This is a genomic window from Parapedobacter lycopersici (assembly GCF_024643285.1).
GTDB classification, from domain to species: domain Bacteria; phylum Bacteroidota; class Bacteroidia; order Sphingobacteriales; family Sphingobacteriaceae; genus Parapedobacter; species Parapedobacter lycopersici.
Genome location: NZ_JAMSLW010000004.1, coordinates 1 through 17,249, shown reverse-complemented (window position 1 = coordinate 17,249; position 17,249 = coordinate 1). Strand labels below are relative to the sequence as shown.

The following is a 17,249-nucleotide window of genomic DNA, read 5'->3' as shown; positions in this document are numbered from 1 at the left end:
ACACATGATCATCATGGATGAATTAAAGCTGGCCCCTGATATCCAGGCAGTATTGGAAACGGTTTACGATCCTGAAATCCCGGTTAATATCTGTGAGTTGGGCCTGGTTTATGAATTGATTACCAAAGCAGATGGCACGGCAAAAGTTGTCATGACACTTACGGCACCCGGCTGCCCGGTGGCAGGGGATATCATCGATGAAGTACAACGTAAAGTAGGCGAGGTTGAAGGCGTTAAGCAGGCGCTGGTGGAACTGACGTTTGACCCTCCCTGGGATAAAAGCATGATGAGTGATGTCGCCCGCCTGGAACTGGGCTTTATGTAGGCGGATTATCCTGCGGTTGCCCCCGCGTTAAATCGCTTAAGGTTTTTACCGGTTTTTGCGTCGATTTATCCTTGCCGAATAAGGCACTCCAGATATTGCGCGACTCCTTGGTCAGCAACGGCGCAACGATCGATAAAATTAATACGTATACCACCACGAATGACTGGATAACCGGAAGCAGTTTCCCGGCTTTTCCAATGTTGGCCATGATGATGGAAAACTCGCCCCGCGCCGACAGGGTAAACCCGATATCGAACGCAGTCTTCTTTTTCAATCCCGAAAAGCGGGTAGCAAAAAAACCCGAAGCAACGTTGCACAGTATCGTAACGCCGGCTGCTACAGCTGCCCATAAGACTGATCCGCCAAGCGACAGGGGATCAATTGAAAGTCCGAAGCTGAAAAAAAACATGGCGCCAAAGAAATCCTTGAAGGGATACACCATCTGTTCAATGCGCTTGATGTACTGTGAGTCGGCCAGTACCAACCCAGCCATTAATGCCCCGATGGCTTCCGCCACATGAATGGTTTCCGAAAATCCGGCAACGATGAAGAGCAATGCGAAAATGACAAGGATAAATATCTCGGATGACTTCTCCTGAAGTATGCGATCGATCGCCGGTACCAGTTTCCGGCCCAGGATCAGAAACGCCAGAATAAACCCCAGCGCAAGCAGTGAGGTACCCGCTACGGTCCAGAACGAGCTGCTGCCTGTCAGTATCAATCCCGACAGAAAGGAAATGTGCATGGCTATGAACAGGTCGTCAAACATGATCATACCCATAATCACCTCCGTTTCCGGGTTTGCAGTACGCTTCAGGTCGGTCAGCACCTTCGCTACAATGGCCGTTGAAGAGCTGGTCATAATACCGCACAGCACCATCGTTTCCTTAAAAGGCAAGCCCATCAGCCAGCCGATCAGCAACCCCGAACAGAAGTTCAGGATCACATAGAAGGTACCCCCCGAAAGAATCGATTTTCCGGATTTGATGAGCCGGCCCACGGAGAACTCCAATCCCAGGTAGAAGAGCAGAAACAATACACCGAGGCGCCCCATAAAGTCAATGAAGGGTTTGCTTTCGGTAAACGTCAGGTCAATGTTGCCAACCTGCGGCGCATGCTGACCCAGTACCATCCCGATCAGGATAAAGAAGGGGATGACCGAAAAGCGGAGCTTGTTGGAAATCAGTCCAACCAACGCTACCAAGCCAACGGCAATTCCTACTTCTAATATCAGGGTATGCGACATACGGTTTCCGTTAACCTATTTTATTTTACTGCAGAACCTCTTTTAAATGCTTGATGTGATTTCGCTTACCGGCAACAACCAACGTGGTGTCTGCGGTAATGGAGTAGTTCGGCCCCGGATTGATGATGGTGTCGTCTTCCTTTATTGCGGCAATGATGGATGCACCGGTGCGCTGGCGGACTTCCAGGTCGCCAATTGTTTTGCCAACGCTGGAAGCATGTCCCTCCACTTTGTACCACTCAATAATCAGGTCGTCCAATGCAACTTCGATGGTTTCAAGCGCTTTTGGCTTGTAAGATAGGCCACCGATGATTCCGGCCACCTGCCTGGATTCCTCGTCGGAGAGCGTCATCACACATTTTGATTCGCTTTCCTCCTGATCGTAGCGATAGAGTTCGCGCCGGCCATCGTCATGGATCACCACGACCATGCTGTCGCCTGCGTCCGTTTCAATCTGGTATTTTTTTCCTATACCAATAAGGTCCGATTCTCTTACAATTGACATAACTGTCTCTCCCTAAATTTGAATTTTACAAAGATACGACTTAATTTGGTGATACTTCATATGGCTGTCAGCCTATGCTTCAACAATGCGATAGTCCCCATTTTCCTTTAACTCCGGCCGGCCGACTGCGATATTGGTAGAGTGATAGAAGAAAAACACCCATCCTTCCGGAGCTCCCTGCTCCCAGTACTGCTGCCGGAGCGCCATCGACTTCCGTCCGTCAAAATCATATTTCGCGGCGAAGTTCCGAAAAAACTGCTCCGGTTCCGGGGCTTCGTCGCCCCCAAAGAAAAAATGTTCACCCTGTGTCCGGATATGGAACACCTGATGGTGGGGGGTATGTCCGCCTGATACCTCATAACTTACTTCGGTGTTCAGCATGCCGTCCCCTTCCACAAGCAGCAGGTTGCCGCTTCGTTGCAATACATCAAATATTTCGGTTTTATAGGAGTCCGACTTTCCGCTGTACGCATCCTCCCATTCCCCGCGCTGGATGATATATTCTGCTTCGGGAAACGCCAGGCGGAAAGCGCCTTCGTTCTCCGTTACCATACCGCTGGCGTGATCCTTATGCAGGTGCGACATCAGCACATACCGTACGTCATTGGGCTCATATCCCAATTTCCGTATATTGTTATGCAGCAGCAGCTCCCCGTTATCGTCGGTGAATCCCAGACCGGTATCCAATAAAATCAGTCCGTTATCGGAAGCCACCAAAAACGGGTGTACATGGATAAAGAGCGAACCGGGACGGTCCTTCTTATCATGCTTGCCAGGATCGAATGGGACGAATTTTTTCGATGTATCAACAGAAAACGAACCCTCGTATAACGAATATGCTTGCATTTTTTATATGGTATTGAACGCTTGTATGTTACACAATCCGGAGTAGGGGCAGGCATGCCTATGTTAGGTAAATACCGTCCCAAACTGTATCTTTACACAATCGTAAGTGTGCAAAGATATGCAAAAAAGATGGGCAATAGCATCGTGTCATGATCCACTGACCTCACAGCGGCACCAGGCGGAGTTGGGCATCCACACCGTTTTGGCCGATATGCTGGTTAACCGTGGTATCAGTAACTTCGGTGAGGCGCGGGGCTTTTTCCGTCCGGACCTGTCTGCACTGCACGACCCGTTTTTGATGCGCGATATGAGTAAAGCAATCGCCCGCATTGAGCAGGCGATCGGCAATAACGAGAAGGTGCTGATTTACGGGGATTACGATGTGGACGGCACGACTGCGGTCGCGGTCGTATATAACTTCTTCAGGCAATTCCATTCCCGTCTGGAATACTACCTGCCCGACCGGTACGCGGAAGGCTATGGTATATCCCGGCAGGGCATTGATTATGCAGCCGAGCACGATTTCTCCCTGATCATCGCACTGGATTGCGGCATTAAGGCGCTGGATAAAGTGGCCTATGCCCGGGAAAAGCAGATCGATTTTATCATTGGCGACCACCATTTGCCCGGAGAGGAACTGCCTGATGCCGTTGCGGTACTGGACCCCAAGCGTGCCGATTGCAGCTACCCGTATAAGGAACTCTCCGGATGCGGCATCGGCTTCAAAATGGTGCAGGCCTTTATCCTCAAAAACGGCATGGATATCCAGCTGTGCTACCAGTACCTGGATCTCGTGGCCGTGAGCATAGCCTCGGATATTGTACCCATCACCGGCGAAAACCGGATACTCACCTATTATGGGCTCCAAAAACTGAATAATAACCCCTGCTGTGGTTTGCAGTCCCTTATTGATCTGTCCAATAACCGGAACAGCAGTTTTACCGTTAACGATATTGTTTTTCAGATCGGGCCGCGCATTAATGCCGCCGGCCGGATAGATCACGCCAAGGACGCGGTACAATTACTGACAGCCAAATCCCTGCAGGACGCCGCCAGGTTCAGCAGCAGTATTGACGTGCAGAACTCCCAGCGGAAGGATTTCGACCTGCGGATTACGGAAGAGGCACTGGCCATCATTGACTCGGATGAAATGCTCCGGAACCGGATGACTACGGTGGTGTTTAAACCCGATTGGCACAAAGGCGTGATCGGTATCGTCGCCTCGCGGCTCACAGAACGCTATTACCGGCCTACCGTGGTGCTCACTCAAACCAATGGACATGTCGCCGGTTCTGCACGGTCCGTTGTCGGATATGACCTATATGAGGCACTGCGTGAGTGCAGTGATCTGCTCGATCAATTCGGTGGGCATAAGTATGCGGCCGGACTGACCATGCCGCTGGAGAATATCCCGTTGTTCCAGGAGCGGTTTGAGGATGTCGTGTCGGCCAGTATCCTGCCGCACATGCTGCAAAGGGAATTTACCATCGAGGCAGAGTTGAAATTAACCGATATTAATGCAAAATTTTTTCGGATATTGAGGCAGTTTGAGCCGTTTGGTCCGCAGAATGAGGCACCTTTGTTTTTAAGCAGGCAGGTGCAGGCCTGCGGCGGTGCTGCCGTGGTGGGCGGCAATCACCTCAAATTAGCGATTACCCAGGCCGGCAATGTGAGTTTTGAATGCATTGGTTTCGGACTGGGCGCTTATGCCGATTTGATTAATGCAGGCAAACCGTTTGACGTTTGCTATACGGTGGATGAAAATATATGGCGCGATAAGCGAAATCTGCAACTTAACCTGAAAGACATCAGAATCTGACAGGAGAAACAGCATACAGATGCCCGTGTACGGAATGAGCAGCAGGCATCGCAACAGCAACACACAGCGAACCGGTTACGAAAAATAAGAGACCATCAATACATGATACTCAAAGCGGAACATCTAATAAAAAAATATCGACAGCGTACCGTGGTTAATGACGTTTCTTTTGAGGTGTCCCAGGGTGAGATTGTCGGGCTTCTGGGACCTAACGGGGCAGGCAAAACCACCTCGTTTTACATGATCGTAGGGCTTATCAAACCCAACGAGGGCCATGTATACCTCGATGGCGAGGAAATCACCGAGGACCCCATGTACCGGCGGGCACAGAAAGGAATCGGCTACCTTGCACAGGAGGCGTCTGTGTTCCGGAAACTGTCGGTTGAGCACAATATCATGGCGGTATTGGAAATCCACTATCCGGATAAAGCGCAACGAAAAGAAAAACTGGAGGAACTACTGGCCGAATTCAGCCTGAACCGGGTTCGCCATAACCGGGGCGATTTACTGTCAGGGGGAGAGCGCCGCCGCACCGAAATCGCGCGGGCGCTGGCTGCCAATCCGAATTTTATCCTATTGGACGAACCCTTCGCTGGGGTCGATCCCATCGCTGTGGAGGAAATACAGTCGATCGTTGCCAAGCTCAAGCACCGCAACATCGGTATCCTGATTACCGACCACAATGTGCAGGAAACGCTGTCCATTACCGATAGGGCCTACCTGCTTACGGAAGGCAAAATTATGCTGGCCGGCACCCCGGAGGAAATCGCGGCAAATGAAATGGCACGGAAATTTTACCTCGGGCGGAATTTTGAGTTAAGAAGAAAAAAACTTTAACCGGCCACCGGGCATCAGCAAAAACCGCTGGCAGCCGGAAACCGGGGCTGAATGCCGATAACCGAAAGCTAATATGAACGTATGGCTATAATCAACTCGATTTTCACCTGGATCATGAAGAAGCGTATCCACCAGATCGAGCTTTTCATGAAATATCCACATGAAGTACAGGAAGAGTGGTTCCAAAGCCTGATTGCCACAGCTGAAGCTACGGAATGGGGCAAAAAGTACGATTACAACTCCATTCTGACCCCCGAAGACTACCGGGAGCGGGTACCCATACAGGATTACAACAGCCTAAAGCCATATATCGACCGCATGATCCGGGGAGAGCAGAACATCCTGTGGCCCTCTGATATCAAATGGTTTGCCAAATCCTCCGGTACGACAGCCGACCGGAGTAAATTTATTCCCGTAAGCGAGGAAGCGCTGGAGGATTGCCATTACCAGGGCGGCAAAGACATGCTGTCGGTCTATTGCCATAACCGCCCGGACACAAAGATACTCACGGGTAAATCCGTTGTGCTGGGCGGAAGCTCCCAGATCAATAGCTTTAATTCGGATTCCTATTACGGTGACCTTTCTTCCATCATCCTGCGCAACCTGCCGTCCTGGGCCGAATTTCATCGGACACCGAACCTGGAAATTGCGCTGAATCCGAACTTCGAGGAAAAGATAGAAACCGTGGCACAGCTAACCATTCGGGAAAACGTCACGAACCTGGCCGGCGTACCCACCTGGAATGTGGTGCTGGCAAAACGGATACTGGAAATCACCGGAAAGGACAACCTCCTGGAGGTATGGCCCAACCTGGAGTTTTACAGCCATGGTGGCGTGAGTTTCAAACCCTACCGGGAGCAGTTCCGTAAGCTGATTCCCTCAGACAGCATGTACTACCTGGAAAATTACAACGCGTCCGAAGGGTATTTTGCCCTGCAGGACCGGTCTGATTCGGAAGACCTGCTGCTGATGCTGGACTATGGTATTTATTACGAGTTCCTGCCCCTGGAAAACCTGCACGATGCGCACCCCAGGACCCTTGGTCTTCATGAAGTCGAGTTAAATAAAAACTACGCGCTTATCATTTCCACCAATGCCGGGCTTTGGCGATACCTGATTGGCGATACGGTTAAGTTTGTCAGCCTGAATCCCTACCGCATACAGATTACCGGGCGTACCAAACAATACATCAATACGTTCGGCGAGGAGCTGATCGTAGACAATGCCGATGATGCACTCCGAAAGGCCTGTAATGCCACGCACGCCACCATACGGGACTATACCGCAGGTCCGGTGTATTTTAATGAAAAGCAGGCCGGTGCACACGAATGGATTATTGAATTTGAAGCGGAACCGGCTGATTTTAATGCCTTCTGCCAGGTGCTGGATACTACACTGCGCGAAGTCAATTCAGATTATGATGCCAAGCGGTTTAACGACATGGCGCTCCGTTTTCCGGTGATCCACCAGGCTCCGGCTGGCACTTTTTACCGCTGGATGAAAGTACGTGGAAAACTCGGCGGCCAGAACAAGGTGCCCCGACTGGCCAACGAACGTACTTATTTGGACGATATATTGAAGCTTATTCGAGAGGGGTAGTATAAATTATCTTACCTTTGCGTTTTATATTCCGGGCGCATGGAACAATACCACGCACCACGGCCCGGCAAACGTATTCAATATGGCAAATATTATCGCAATTGTCGGACGTCCCAATGTCGGAAAATCCACGCTCTACAACCGGTTGACGGAGAGCAGAAAAGCCATTGTCGACGATTTCAGCGGCGTCACCCGCGACCGGCATTACGGGCAGGCCGAATGGATCGGCAAGAAATTTACCGTAGTGGATACCGGAGGCTACGTGCACGGGTCTGAAGACGTATTTGAGTCGGCCATCCGGGAACAGGTGCGTATTGCCATTGATGAGGCAACCGTGATCCTGTTCATGGTTGACGTGACGACCGGAATCACCGACCTGGACGACGACATTGCCGATGTGCTGAGACGCAGCAAGAAACCTGTATTTGTAGTTGTCAACAAAGTAGATCACCCGCTGCTGCAGCAGGAGGCCAGCATATTCTATAGTTTTGGATTGGGTGAAATCTATCCACTGTCGTCCATCACCGGTTCCGGAACAGGGGAGTTGCTGGATGATGTTGCCGAGCACCTTATCGTTGAAGAGGAGGTGGAGGACGAGCGGCCGAAATACGCCATCGTCGGGCGTCCCAATGTCGGGAAATCCTCCCTGATTAACGTGCTTATCGGAAAGGACCGGAATATTGTAACACCCATCGCCGGAACCACCCGCGATTCCATCCGCATCCCATACAGCCAGTTCGGCCATGATTTCGTCCTGATTGACACGGCCGGGTTGCGCCGTAAGGCGAAGGTCAAGGAGAATATTGAGTTTTACTCCGTTATGCGCACGATCAAGGCATTGGAAGATTCCGATGTCGTCATCCTCATGCTCGATGCCACAGAAGGCGTAGAGGCACAGGATGTCAATATTTTCCACCTGGCCGAAAAGAACCGGAAAGGTGTGGTCATCCTGGTTAATAAGTGGGACCTGATTGAAAAGAATCATAAGACCACAAAGGTGTTCGAGGATCTTATCCGTGAAAAAATAGCCCCCTTTACCGATGTCCCGATTATTTTCACGTCCGTAACACAGAAGCAGCGTATTTTCAGGGCCGTTGAGGCCGCTGCCAAGGTGTACGAGAATAAAGTGAAGAAAATCCCGACTTCCCGGTTAAACGATGTGCTGCTGCCCATCATTGAGCAGTACCCGCCACCAGCGACCAAGGGCAAGTACATTAAGATCAAGTACATTACCCAATTGACCGGTAAATCACCCATGTTTGCATTTTTCTGCAACCTGCCGCAATACATCAAAGAGCCGTATGCCCGGTTTCTGGAAAACAAGGTCCGCGAACATTTTGATTTCGAGGGAGTGCCCATCCAGTTATATTTTCGTCAGAAATAAGTTACGGTTTCCGGCGGGCCGGGTTCTCCCGGCTTTCAGCTTTAATTTGTATTTTCGCCCACATGGATCATCAGCTGGTTTTATACAACACGCTAACACGAAAAAAAGAGCAATTTGAACCGTTAAATACCCCCTTCGTAGGGATGTACGTATGCGGGCCGACGGTGTACAGTGATGTGCACCTGGGCAATTGCCGGACGTTTGTTTCATTCGACCTGATTTTCCGTTACCTGCTTCACCTCGGCTATAAAGTCCGCTACGTACGCAACATTACCGATGCCGGCCACCTGGAAGGCGATAACGACGAAGGGGACGATAAATTTGCCAAAAAGGCCAAGCTGGAAAAACTGGAGCCGATGGAAATCGTGCAAAAGTATACCCTTGGTTTTCACGACATGCTGCGCCTCTTTAACACGCTGCCGCCAAGCATTGAACCAACGGCCACCGGTCACATCATCGAGCAGATCGAAATGGTCAAGCAGATCATGGCCAACGGATACGCATACGAAGTAAACGGAACCGTTTATTTTGACGTCGAGAAATACACCAGGGAACATAATTATACCATCCTGACTAATCGCAAGCTGGACGACATGCTGAACAACACCCGTGAACTGAACGGGCAGGACGAAAAGCGGGGCCGGCTCGACTTTGCCCTGTGGATCAAGGCGAAACCCGAACACATAATGCGGTGGCCTTCACCGTGGGGCATTGGGTTCCCCGGATGGCATATCGAATGCTCGGCAATGAGCAGCAAATACCTCGGCGAACAGTTTGATATCCACGGCGGGGGAATGGACCTGGCCGCTACCCACCATACCAATGAAATTGCCCAGTCGCAGGCCTGTAACCATACGCAGCCTGCAAAATACTGGATGCACACCAATATGCTCACCGTTAACGGTGCCCGCATGTCGAAATCTGCCGGCAACGGATTTTTGCCCGCAGAGCTGTTCACGGGCAGCCACCCGCTGCTCGACCGGGGATATTCTCCCATGGCTGTGCGGTTTTTTATGCTGCAGGCACATTACCGGAGCACGCTCGACTTTTCCAATGAGGCCCTTGATGCGGCAGATAAGGGATACCGGCGGCTGATGAATGCCATGGCGCTGCTGCCCAAGCTGATGGCGACCGCCAAAAAGTCGGACATCCGGATCGATGAGTTAAGGGACCGTTGTTATGCGGCCATGAACGACGATTTCAACAGTCCGGTGCTGATCGCCGAACTGTTTGAGGCGGTCCGCATGATCAACAGCATTTATGACGGCAAACTGGCTGTAGACGAGCCGATCCTGGAAGCAATCAAGCTGCTGATGCAACATTTTGTGTATGATGTGCTGGGGCTGATTGACGATCAGGCTGATTCGGACGATTTTGAAAAAATAATGGAAGTGGTCATCTCTTTACGCAACGAAGCAAAGAAAAACAAGGATTATACGGCGTCCGACCGTATCCGGGAAGGTCTTAGTGCGATGGGTATCCAACTTAAAGACAGTAAAGAGGGAACACTTTGGAATAAGATTTGATCGGTGTCAGCGATCAAATAAATAAGCATGATGAGGTTTACGAAATACGGCGTTCTGTGTTGTTTTCTGGTAGGGTCCATTCAGGCATTCCCACAGGTGCTTGGCAAAGTGGGCAGTCTGTTGGCTGCCGATCGGACGGCCGCCCGCTTATCCGCCACGGAAGGGCCCCACACGGCGCTGTTATCGGTTGTCGATGAAAACTCGACGTTCTTCACCCCGAAACCCGTGAATGCGATTGAATACCTGAATAACCGGCCGAATATCCCCGATGTGCTCACCTGGGAACCCACTTTTGCTGCCATTTCCAAAAGCATGGAGTGGGGCGTTACTTCGGGAACGCTTTCTTTTCAGCGGATCGGGGCAGTTAAGCGGTATGGCGAGTACCTTACCGTGTGGCGGCGCGACCGAAAAGGCAGGTGGAAAGTGGATCTCCGGGCGCAGATTGAGCACCACGGCAACGGCAGTGAACTGAAACCCCAGTATATAGAACCTGACACCGCTGGTTATACGCGGTTCCGTACCAAAGAGCGGATTGCCCAGCGCAAGGAAATTGTCATGCAGAACGACCAGCTGCTCTCCGCCGTGCTGAAGTCAAATGCCAAAGTCGCTTATGGCGAGTTTCTGGCGAAAGATGCCCGTTTCTTTTTTCCGTGGAATGCACCGTTGGACGGTAAAGATGCCGTGATGAAATTTCTGGAGAAGCAGGACGTGGCGATCCGTGCAGAGTCGCTGGTGGCCAGCCGGTCATACAGCGGTGAGCTGGCCTATTCTTACGGTACAGCGGATGTGGCCATTGCAGACAACATCATGAAATGCAATTACGTACGGATATGGCAGCTGCAAGCTGATTTCCAGTGGAAAGTGATAATCGAAATGCTTTTCGAGCGGTAAAATTACTGCTGGGCCAGCGCCCCTTCCTTATTTTTAAGCCAGATTTTTAAGTCGTTGCAGTTGTAATATTCCTCGTTGATGTCGATGTAGGTTGTCTGTCTCCGGTTTTCAAACCACTCGCTGAGCTTGCGGTTGATCTTATCCTGCAGTGCGGCTTCCTTGATTTTGGCGAAATCCTGTTCCAGGTTAGCCTGGTGGGGTGCGGTACGCGACTTGAGGTAGGTAAAACGGTAGCCGGTTTTGCCGGTCTGGTCGGTAAACTGTGCAGGTCTTGAATACGCACCCGGCTGCAGGGTGTCTATTGCGGTAAAGACCGAGGCATCCAGCTTGTCGGCCGGGATCAGGGTAGTGCGGCTTTGCTGGTTTTCCATATTCAGCAGCATCCCGCCATTATATTTCGTCTCCTTATTGTCTGAATGGAGGGTCGCTGCCGTATAGAAGTCCAGCTTATTGGTGACGATCAGGTTGTGGATGCTGTCAATATCCTTCTTGGCCCGTTCCAGGCTTGCCGCGGTAGGCTTAATCTGGACAAGGATATGCCGTGTGCGCACTTCTTCCCCGCGTCTTTCCAGCACTTCGAGGAAATGGAATCCGAACTCGGATTCGAATACCGGCGACAGCTCCCCGGGTTTAAGGCGGAATGCCACCGCCGAGAATTCCTTTACAAAGCCGTCACGCGTATTGAAGCCAAGATCACCCCCATACGGGGCTGATCCCGGGTCCTGTGAATATAACCGGGCAACGGTCGCAAAGTCCGTCCCGTCTGCAACCTGCTTACGCAGGTCCTCGGCCCGATCGCGGTATTGCTGCTTTTCTTCACGGGTGAGTTTAGGATATACCACCAGTTCGCCCACTTCCACCTCGGTATTGAAATAGGGCAGGCTGTCCTTATCAAGCGACTCAAAATAACGCTTTACTTCCAAAGGCGTTACGTCAATGTCTGCCACGATATTCTGCTGCATCTTGTTCGCCTTCAACTGCTCGTATACGCTTGGGCGCATTTCTTCTTTATACTGGAGCAGCGAGCGGTTAAGGAAACGTTCCAGGCGTTCCTGTCCGCCGGCCTGGCTGGACATATACCGTAGCCGGGAGTTAATGTTGTCATCAACTTCACTTTCCCCCACTTCAATCGAATCGATCGCAGCCTGCTGTGCCAGCAGCTTTTGGGTAAGCTGCTGCTGAAGAATGTAGCATTTAAAGTCCTCATTTGCTTTATTACCCTGCGCCAGGTACTGGGCATATTGCATCTCTATTTCGGATTGCAGGATAATGTTTGATCCAACAACAGCCGCAACTTCATCAATGACCTGAGACTGGGCTGCTGCAAACCGGGGTGCGCCAAACAGCGCAAACAGCAAGAGAATACCGGTATATTTACTCATCAGTTATATGTTTCTATATTGTTTTTCTTACGTGCATCGTCCATAATGAGTTTATGCATCTGGTCGATCAGCTCAATTTTGCGTTTATTCAATATGAGGTTCCGGATATTTTCATACTCCAATGCGAGCGGCGACCGGTCATCCCCGAATCTTGAGTCGTGCAAAATTATCAGATATAATTCATTATTTTCAATTATTTCAAAAATTCGGCCGGTTTTGCCATAATCGCCCTCATTGATGCGGGCAAACGGAACGCGATTGGCCAGTTCCGAAGCGTAATGCCAGCCGGTATCCTGCAGCTGGTAATCCAATGCGTATACCGCGCAATACTTCTCCAGCAGGTCACGGTCTTCAAAATCGGCCGACAGGAACCATCGCTTTACACGGTCCAGTTCCGGTGCATCCGGTTTAAGTTTCACATAAGACATTTTAAAGATCGGCTGCTTCAGCGTAAACAAGGCCTCGCGGGCCTTGTAATAGGCCTGGATTTCCCCATCCGTAACCACCGTGTCCAATTTCTGGCTTACCAGTGCCTGTTCGTACTCGTAGACGATCAGGCCATTCCGGTATTCCGTTACCTGCCGCTCCAGTCGCTCCGAATTAATACTGACGTTGCGCTGGGCATGATGAAGCAAAGCCTGCTGGCGGATCCATTGTTCAATGTATGCATGGGCCAGCTGAATGCTGTCGTTCCCGGTCACGCCCGGGGGAACTACGCCCTGCAGGCCTTCGGGATAGAGGTAGGCATCATACGATCTGGCCACGGGTTGCGACTTCCCCCGGTGGCACGATTCCAGTGCAATGGCCAAAACAGCGGCAAACCCCATCAAAAAACACGTGTTTATTTTTCCCATACCAGCAGGTCGACCTACTTAAACATGGCTAAAATAATGTATTTGAGCATAATAATAAGCCCTTTTAACCATTTTTAACACTTTCCCGCAGCCTATTTCCCTGTAACCCACCCCGGTTATCGGACAATGGATTCACCACGAATTAAAATATGATTAATATTTGCAAAATGGTCGGCAGATATCCTATATTTGAAATACCAATTATAAAATCATGTCAAACACACTACCAGCGCTACCCCTTTTGGTTGAGGAGATGGCTTCGGCAAATTCGGAGGATGCTTATGGGAAAGTATTTGCTTTGCTGTTTGCCCCCCTGCTTAAATTCTGTTACGGAATCGTTAAATCGGAAATGGCCGCTGAGGAGATTGCCAGTGACGTTTTATTGATGCTATGGCAGCGTCGGCAAACGCTGACAGCTGTTAATAACGTCAAGCATTATGCCTTTATATCCGCCCGGAATATGGCACTCAATTACGTCAAAAAGCAATCGGGTAAAACGGTGGTCTCCCTGAATGATATCGACGTGGATATCCAGCTCGGTACGGTCGCCTCACCCGAGGCAATCCTGATACAGGGGGAAATGAAGGCGGGCCTCGAACGGGCCATCGCCAAGCTTCCGAATCAGGCTAAACTGGTTTTTAAACTCGTGAAAGAGGAAGGGTTTTCCTACAAAGAAACCGCAGATATATTGGGAATATCACCCAAAACGGTGGATGCACATTTGGTCAATGCGGTACGCAAACTGGTCCATATCCTTAAACAGGAGTTCAACCTGACCTAGTTTTTTTTATGGTACTATACCAACGTTGGCATTGTGTTTGGACCCACGCCATGCTTGTTTTTTTTCCTATTTGTGCGTATGTTTGGTATCTTAACGGTTGCCTTTTCGGGATTGGATAGCATCCGGCAGAAAACCCCGCACAGCCGTACGAACGACGTAACTCATGTAGAAAAGCAATATAAATGATGATGACAGATTTAACAGATCGCCGCAAGCTCAGAATGGGCATGGTAGGAGGGGGACAGGGTGCCTTTATCGGAGAAGTACATCGTATTGCAGCCGCAATGGATGGATGGATCGAGCTGGTTTGCGGCGCGTTCAGCTCGTCCGCCGACCGATCAAAGGCGAGCGGCCGCTCGCTGCTGCTGCCTGATGACCGGGTATATGGCAGCTATCAGGAAATGATCGAGTCGGAAAGCCGGCTTCCGGAGGGCGAACGCATGGATTTTATCAGCATTGTGACGCCTAATAATATGCACTTCGGGCCCGCTATGATGGCCCTGGAACACGGATTCCACGTCGTGTTGGAAAAACCCATGGCATTTAACCTCGAAGAAGCCAGGCAGCTTCAGCAAAAAGTGACCGAAACCGGCTGCTCACTGCTGCTTACGCATACTTATGTGGGGTATCCCATGGTAAAGGAAGCCCGCCACCTGGTCCGCGAAGGAAAACTGGGGGCCATCCGTAAAATCTACGTGGAATATCCGCAGGGATGGCTTAGCAAATTATCCGAAGTCACCGGCAACAAACAGGCTGCGTGGCGCACCGACCCGCAGCAGTCCGGGCAAAGCGGCTGCATGGGGGATATTGGTACGCATGCCCTGCATCTGGCCGAATACATTTCCGGCCTGCGGGCAACCCGGCTCTGTGCTTCGCTGCAGACTTTCGTCGCCGGCCGGAAGCTGGACGACGATGGCAGCGTATTACTGCAGTTTGATAACGGCACAAGTGGCGTGCTGATGGCATCGCAGGTTGCGGCAGGGGAGGAGAATGCATTGAAAATACGGATTTACGGCGAAAACGGCGGAATAGAGTGGAACCAGCAGGAACCGAATACGCTATTGGTCAAATGGCTGGAACAGCCTACCCAGGTTTATCGGGCGTCCGCCGCGTACCTTTCGGAAGAAGCGCGTGCCTTTTGCCGGACGCCGGCTGGGCACCCCGAGGGATACCTGGAAGCATTTGCGAACCTCTACAGAGGCTTGGCGTTATCGTTGCAGCCCTGGCGGAACGAAGGGAAAGCAGGGCCGTACGACTTTCCCGGCGTGGAAGACGGGGTGCGGGGGATGGCCTTTCTGGATTGCCTGCTGAAAAGCAACGAAAGCAACGATAAATGGACGGATTTCACGGTTTAGCCGTGCGTTCCGGTTTCCCGTCATCGCGCCGCAACGCAGGCCATGCGCAGCGTGCTGCGCCGTTATCGGGTTAGGGCCTGATCACGGCTGTCTGGCCCGATCGAATACATTGTTAACTATAAAAACTCAACGCATATGCAGACCATCAAAGGCCCCGGCATCTTCCTTGCCCAGTTCCTGGGCGACCAACCCCCGTTTAATACACTCAAATCCATTTGCCAGTGGGCAAAGGACCTGGGGTTTAAAGGGGTGCAGATTCCGACTTGGGCAACTGATTATTTCGACCTGAAACAGGCAGCGGAAAGTAAAACCTATGCCGATGAGATCAAAGGCATGATCAATGAGATGGGACTGGAGATTACGGAACTGTCCACTCACCTCCAGGGACAGCTGGTTGCCGTGCATCCGGCTTTTGACCAGCTATTTGACGGCTTTGCACCACCGGAATACCATAACGCACCCAAAGCACGGACGGAATGGGCCGTTCAGCAGCTGAAATATGCTGCACAGGCATCCCATAACCTCGGATTAACCGCCCATGCAACGTTCAGCGGAGCCCTGCTTTGGCACATGGTGTACCCCTGGCCCCAACGGCCGCAGGGGGTCGTGGATACCGGATTTACCGAGCTGGCTAACCGGTGGCGCCCCATTCTGGATACATTCGATGAATATGGCGTCGATGTCTGTTATGAGATCCATCCGGGTGAAGACCTGCACGACGGCGTAAGCTACGAACGGTTCCTGGAGAAGGTAAACTACCATCCCCGGGCCTGTCTGCTATACGACCCTTCCCATTTTGTGCTGCAGGCACTGGACTACCTGGCTTATATTGACCACTACCATGAACGGATCAGGATGTTCCACGTCAAGGATGCCGAATTTAACCCTACCGGCAAACAAGGGGTCTATGGCGGATACGAAGGCTGGGTAAACCGCGTCGGACGGTTCCGTTCGCTTGGCGATGGACAGGTCGACTTTAAGGCCATATTCAGTAAACTAACCGCGTACGACTTCAAGGGCTGGGCAGTAATGGAATGGGAGTGCGCACTTAAGCATCCCGAGGATGGCGCCCGCGAAGGTGCGGTATTCATCCGGGACCATATCATCCGGGTTACGGAAAAAGCATTTGACGATTTTGCGGGCGGACAGGTAGACGAAGCGCAGAACCGGCATTTACTGGGCCTGGACCGCGACTGATCCGGGAGTACCCGTTGACTTTTATCTCCCTGTTGCCGACTGGCATGAGCGGGCATTGTCCGCGCCGGCTTCGGGATCTGTCCGGGGGCGCTTCGACTCGGCTTCGAGTGCGCTTCGAGGCTTGTTCGGGACTTGTTCGAGGCTGCTTCGACTCTTGTTCGGGACCGCTTCGACCGGGCTTCGGGGCTGCTTCGGGTGCAACCGTTTGCATTCCGAAACGCTTCGAGGAATGCCCGAACGAGCCCCGAAGAAATCCCGAACAAGTCCCGAACAAGCCCCGAAGGGTAGCCGGACGCACCTGCTACCGCACACCCGCATAACCACCTGCGTCCGGACCGGTAATTACCTGCCCTGAAAAAAAGTTAATTTTCCTTTAGGGAGTTTCCTGAAAAGAGATGTCTTTAAGTTAAAGGCCCGAATTATAATTATAAGCCGAGGGGGTGTCTTTTAAATTTTATGGATGAGAAAAGGATCGTTGCATTGCTGGCACGCAGGGCAGCAGGAGAGCTGAGTGCTTCGGAGGACAGGGAGCTTTCGGAGCTGCTGTTGTCGCACCCGGACGGGGTTTATTACGAGGAGTTTGTCCGGGAGCTGTGGCAGTTCGGCGGAGGTACGGCCGGCGCCGGCGGGGATTATTATTCGCGGCACCTGGAGCGCCATTCGGGGGCGCTTGATTTTTCGGAGGGGGGTGTTTCGCGGGGA

The 17,249-nt window shown here is 51.5% G+C and carries 16 protein-coding genes; 11 read left to right on the top strand and 5 right to left on the bottom strand.

Annotated elements, in window-relative coordinates; all coding sequences use genetic code 11:
• Positions 1-4 precede the first annotated feature (4 nt).
• Entirely contained in the window at positions 5-325 is a 321-nt protein-coding gene (locus NEV57_RS09265) for an iron-sulfur cluster assembly protein (RefSeq protein ID WP_257658040.1), read from the top strand.
• Here NEV57_RS09265 and NEV57_RS09260 read toward each other — a convergent pair.
• The 3 genes from NEV57_RS09260 to NEV57_RS09250 all read right to left on the bottom strand — a co-directional run bounded on the left by NEV57_RS09260 (position 318) and on the right by NEV57_RS09250 (position 2,922).
• Entirely contained in the window at positions 318-1,571 is a 1,254-nt protein-coding gene (locus NEV57_RS09260; RefSeq protein WP_257658039.1) for a cation:proton antiporter, read from the bottom strand. The genes NEV57_RS09265 and NEV57_RS09260 overlap by 8 nt on opposite strands.
• A 25-nt stretch (positions 1,572-1,596) precedes the next feature.
• Positions 1,597-2,076 (bottom strand): cation:proton antiporter regulatory subunit, encoded by a 480-nt coding sequence (locus NEV57_RS09255; RefSeq protein WP_257658038.1) that lies wholly within the window; start codon positions 2,074-2,076, stop codon positions 1,597-1,599.
• A 72-nt stretch (positions 2,077-2,148) separates the two neighbouring features.
• A complete protein-coding gene (locus NEV57_RS09250; RefSeq protein WP_257658037.1) occupies positions 2,149-2,922 on the bottom strand; it encodes an MBL fold metallo-hydrolase in 774 nt (257 codons plus the stop codon).
• A 118-nt stretch (positions 2,923-3,040) separates the two neighbouring features.
• Here NEV57_RS09250 and recJ point away from each other — a divergent pair, with 118 nt between their 5' ends.
• The 6 genes from recJ to NEV57_RS09220 all read left to right on the top strand — a co-directional run bounded on the left by recJ (position 3,041) and on the right by NEV57_RS09220 (position 10,978).
• Positions 3,041-4,741, top strand: coding sequence for a single-stranded-DNA-specific exonuclease RecJ (gene recJ / locus NEV57_RS09245; RefSeq protein WP_257658036.1), 1,701 nt, complete (start codon positions 3,041-3,043; stop codon positions 4,739-4,741).
• A gap of 102 nt (positions 4,742-4,843) precedes the next feature.
• Positions 4,844-5,578: an LPS export ABC transporter ATP-binding protein gene (gene lptB / locus NEV57_RS09240; protein WP_257658035.1), complete on the top strand. Its 735-nt coding sequence runs from the start codon at positions 4,844-4,846 to the stop codon at positions 5,576-5,578.
• 81 nt (positions 5,579-5,659) lie between these two features.
• On the top strand, positions 5,660-7,177 hold the full coding sequence (locus NEV57_RS09235; protein WP_257658034.1) for a GH3 auxin-responsive promoter family protein: 1,518 nt from the start codon (positions 5,660-5,662) through the stop codon (positions 7,175-7,177).
• Positions 7,178-7,259: 82 nt separating this feature from the next.
• Complete coding sequence (gene der, locus NEV57_RS09230; protein WP_257658033.1) at positions 7,260-8,561, top strand: ribosome biogenesis GTPase Der; 1,302 nt, start codon at positions 7,260-7,262, stop codon at positions 8,559-8,561.
• Positions 8,562-8,623: 62 nt separating this feature from the next.
• The gene (gene cysS / locus NEV57_RS09225) at positions 8,624-10,087 is read left to right on the top strand and encodes a cysteine--tRNA ligase (protein WP_257658032.1); all 1,464 of its coding nucleotides are present in this window, start codon (positions 8,624-8,626) and stop codon (positions 10,085-10,087) included.
• Between the two features lie 27 nt (positions 10,088-10,114).
• On the top strand, positions 10,115-10,978 hold the full coding sequence (locus tag NEV57_RS09220) for a YybH family protein (protein WP_257658031.1): 864 nt from the start codon (positions 10,115-10,117) through the stop codon (positions 10,976-10,978).
• 2 nt (positions 10,979-10,980) lie between these two features.
• On the opposite strand, the gene NEV57_RS09215 is transcribed toward NEV57_RS09220, so the two are convergent.
• On the bottom strand, positions 10,981-12,360 hold the full coding sequence (locus NEV57_RS09215; protein WP_257658030.1) for a peptidylprolyl isomerase: 1,380 nt from the start codon (positions 12,358-12,360) through the stop codon (positions 10,981-10,983).
• Positions 12,360-13,214 (bottom strand): peptidylprolyl isomerase, encoded by an 855-nt coding sequence (locus NEV57_RS09210; RefSeq protein WP_257658029.1) that lies wholly within the window; start codon positions 13,212-13,214, stop codon positions 12,360-12,362. Before NEV57_RS09210 ends, NEV57_RS09215 begins: the two co-directional genes overlap by 1 nt.
• A 211-nt stretch (positions 13,215-13,425) precedes the next feature.
• Here NEV57_RS09210 and NEV57_RS09205 point away from each other — a divergent pair, with 211 nt between their 5' ends.
• From NEV57_RS09205 to NEV57_RS09190, 4 genes are all read left to right on the top strand, one after another.
• Positions 13,426-13,995, top strand: a complete 570-nt coding sequence (locus NEV57_RS09205; protein ID WP_257658028.1) for an RNA polymerase sigma factor — start codon at positions 13,426-13,428, stop codon at positions 13,993-13,995.
• A 182-nt stretch (positions 13,996-14,177) separates the two neighbouring features.
• Positions 14,178-15,350 carry a Gfo/Idh/MocA family protein gene (locus NEV57_RS09200; protein ID WP_257658027.1) on the top strand — a complete coding sequence of 391 codons (1,173 nt, stop codon included), beginning with the start codon at positions 14,178-14,180 and terminating at the stop codon, positions 15,348-15,350.
• Positions 15,351-15,485: 135 nt separating this feature from the next.
• On the top strand, positions 15,486-16,547 hold the full coding sequence (locus NEV57_RS09195; RefSeq protein ID WP_257658026.1) for a sugar phosphate isomerase/epimerase family protein: 1,062 nt from the start codon (positions 15,486-15,488) through the stop codon (positions 16,545-16,547).
• Between the two features lie 456 nt (positions 16,548-17,003).
• On the top strand, positions 17,004-17,249 hold a 246-nt coding region (locus tag NEV57_RS09190), incomplete at its 3' end, for a hypothetical protein (protein WP_257658025.1).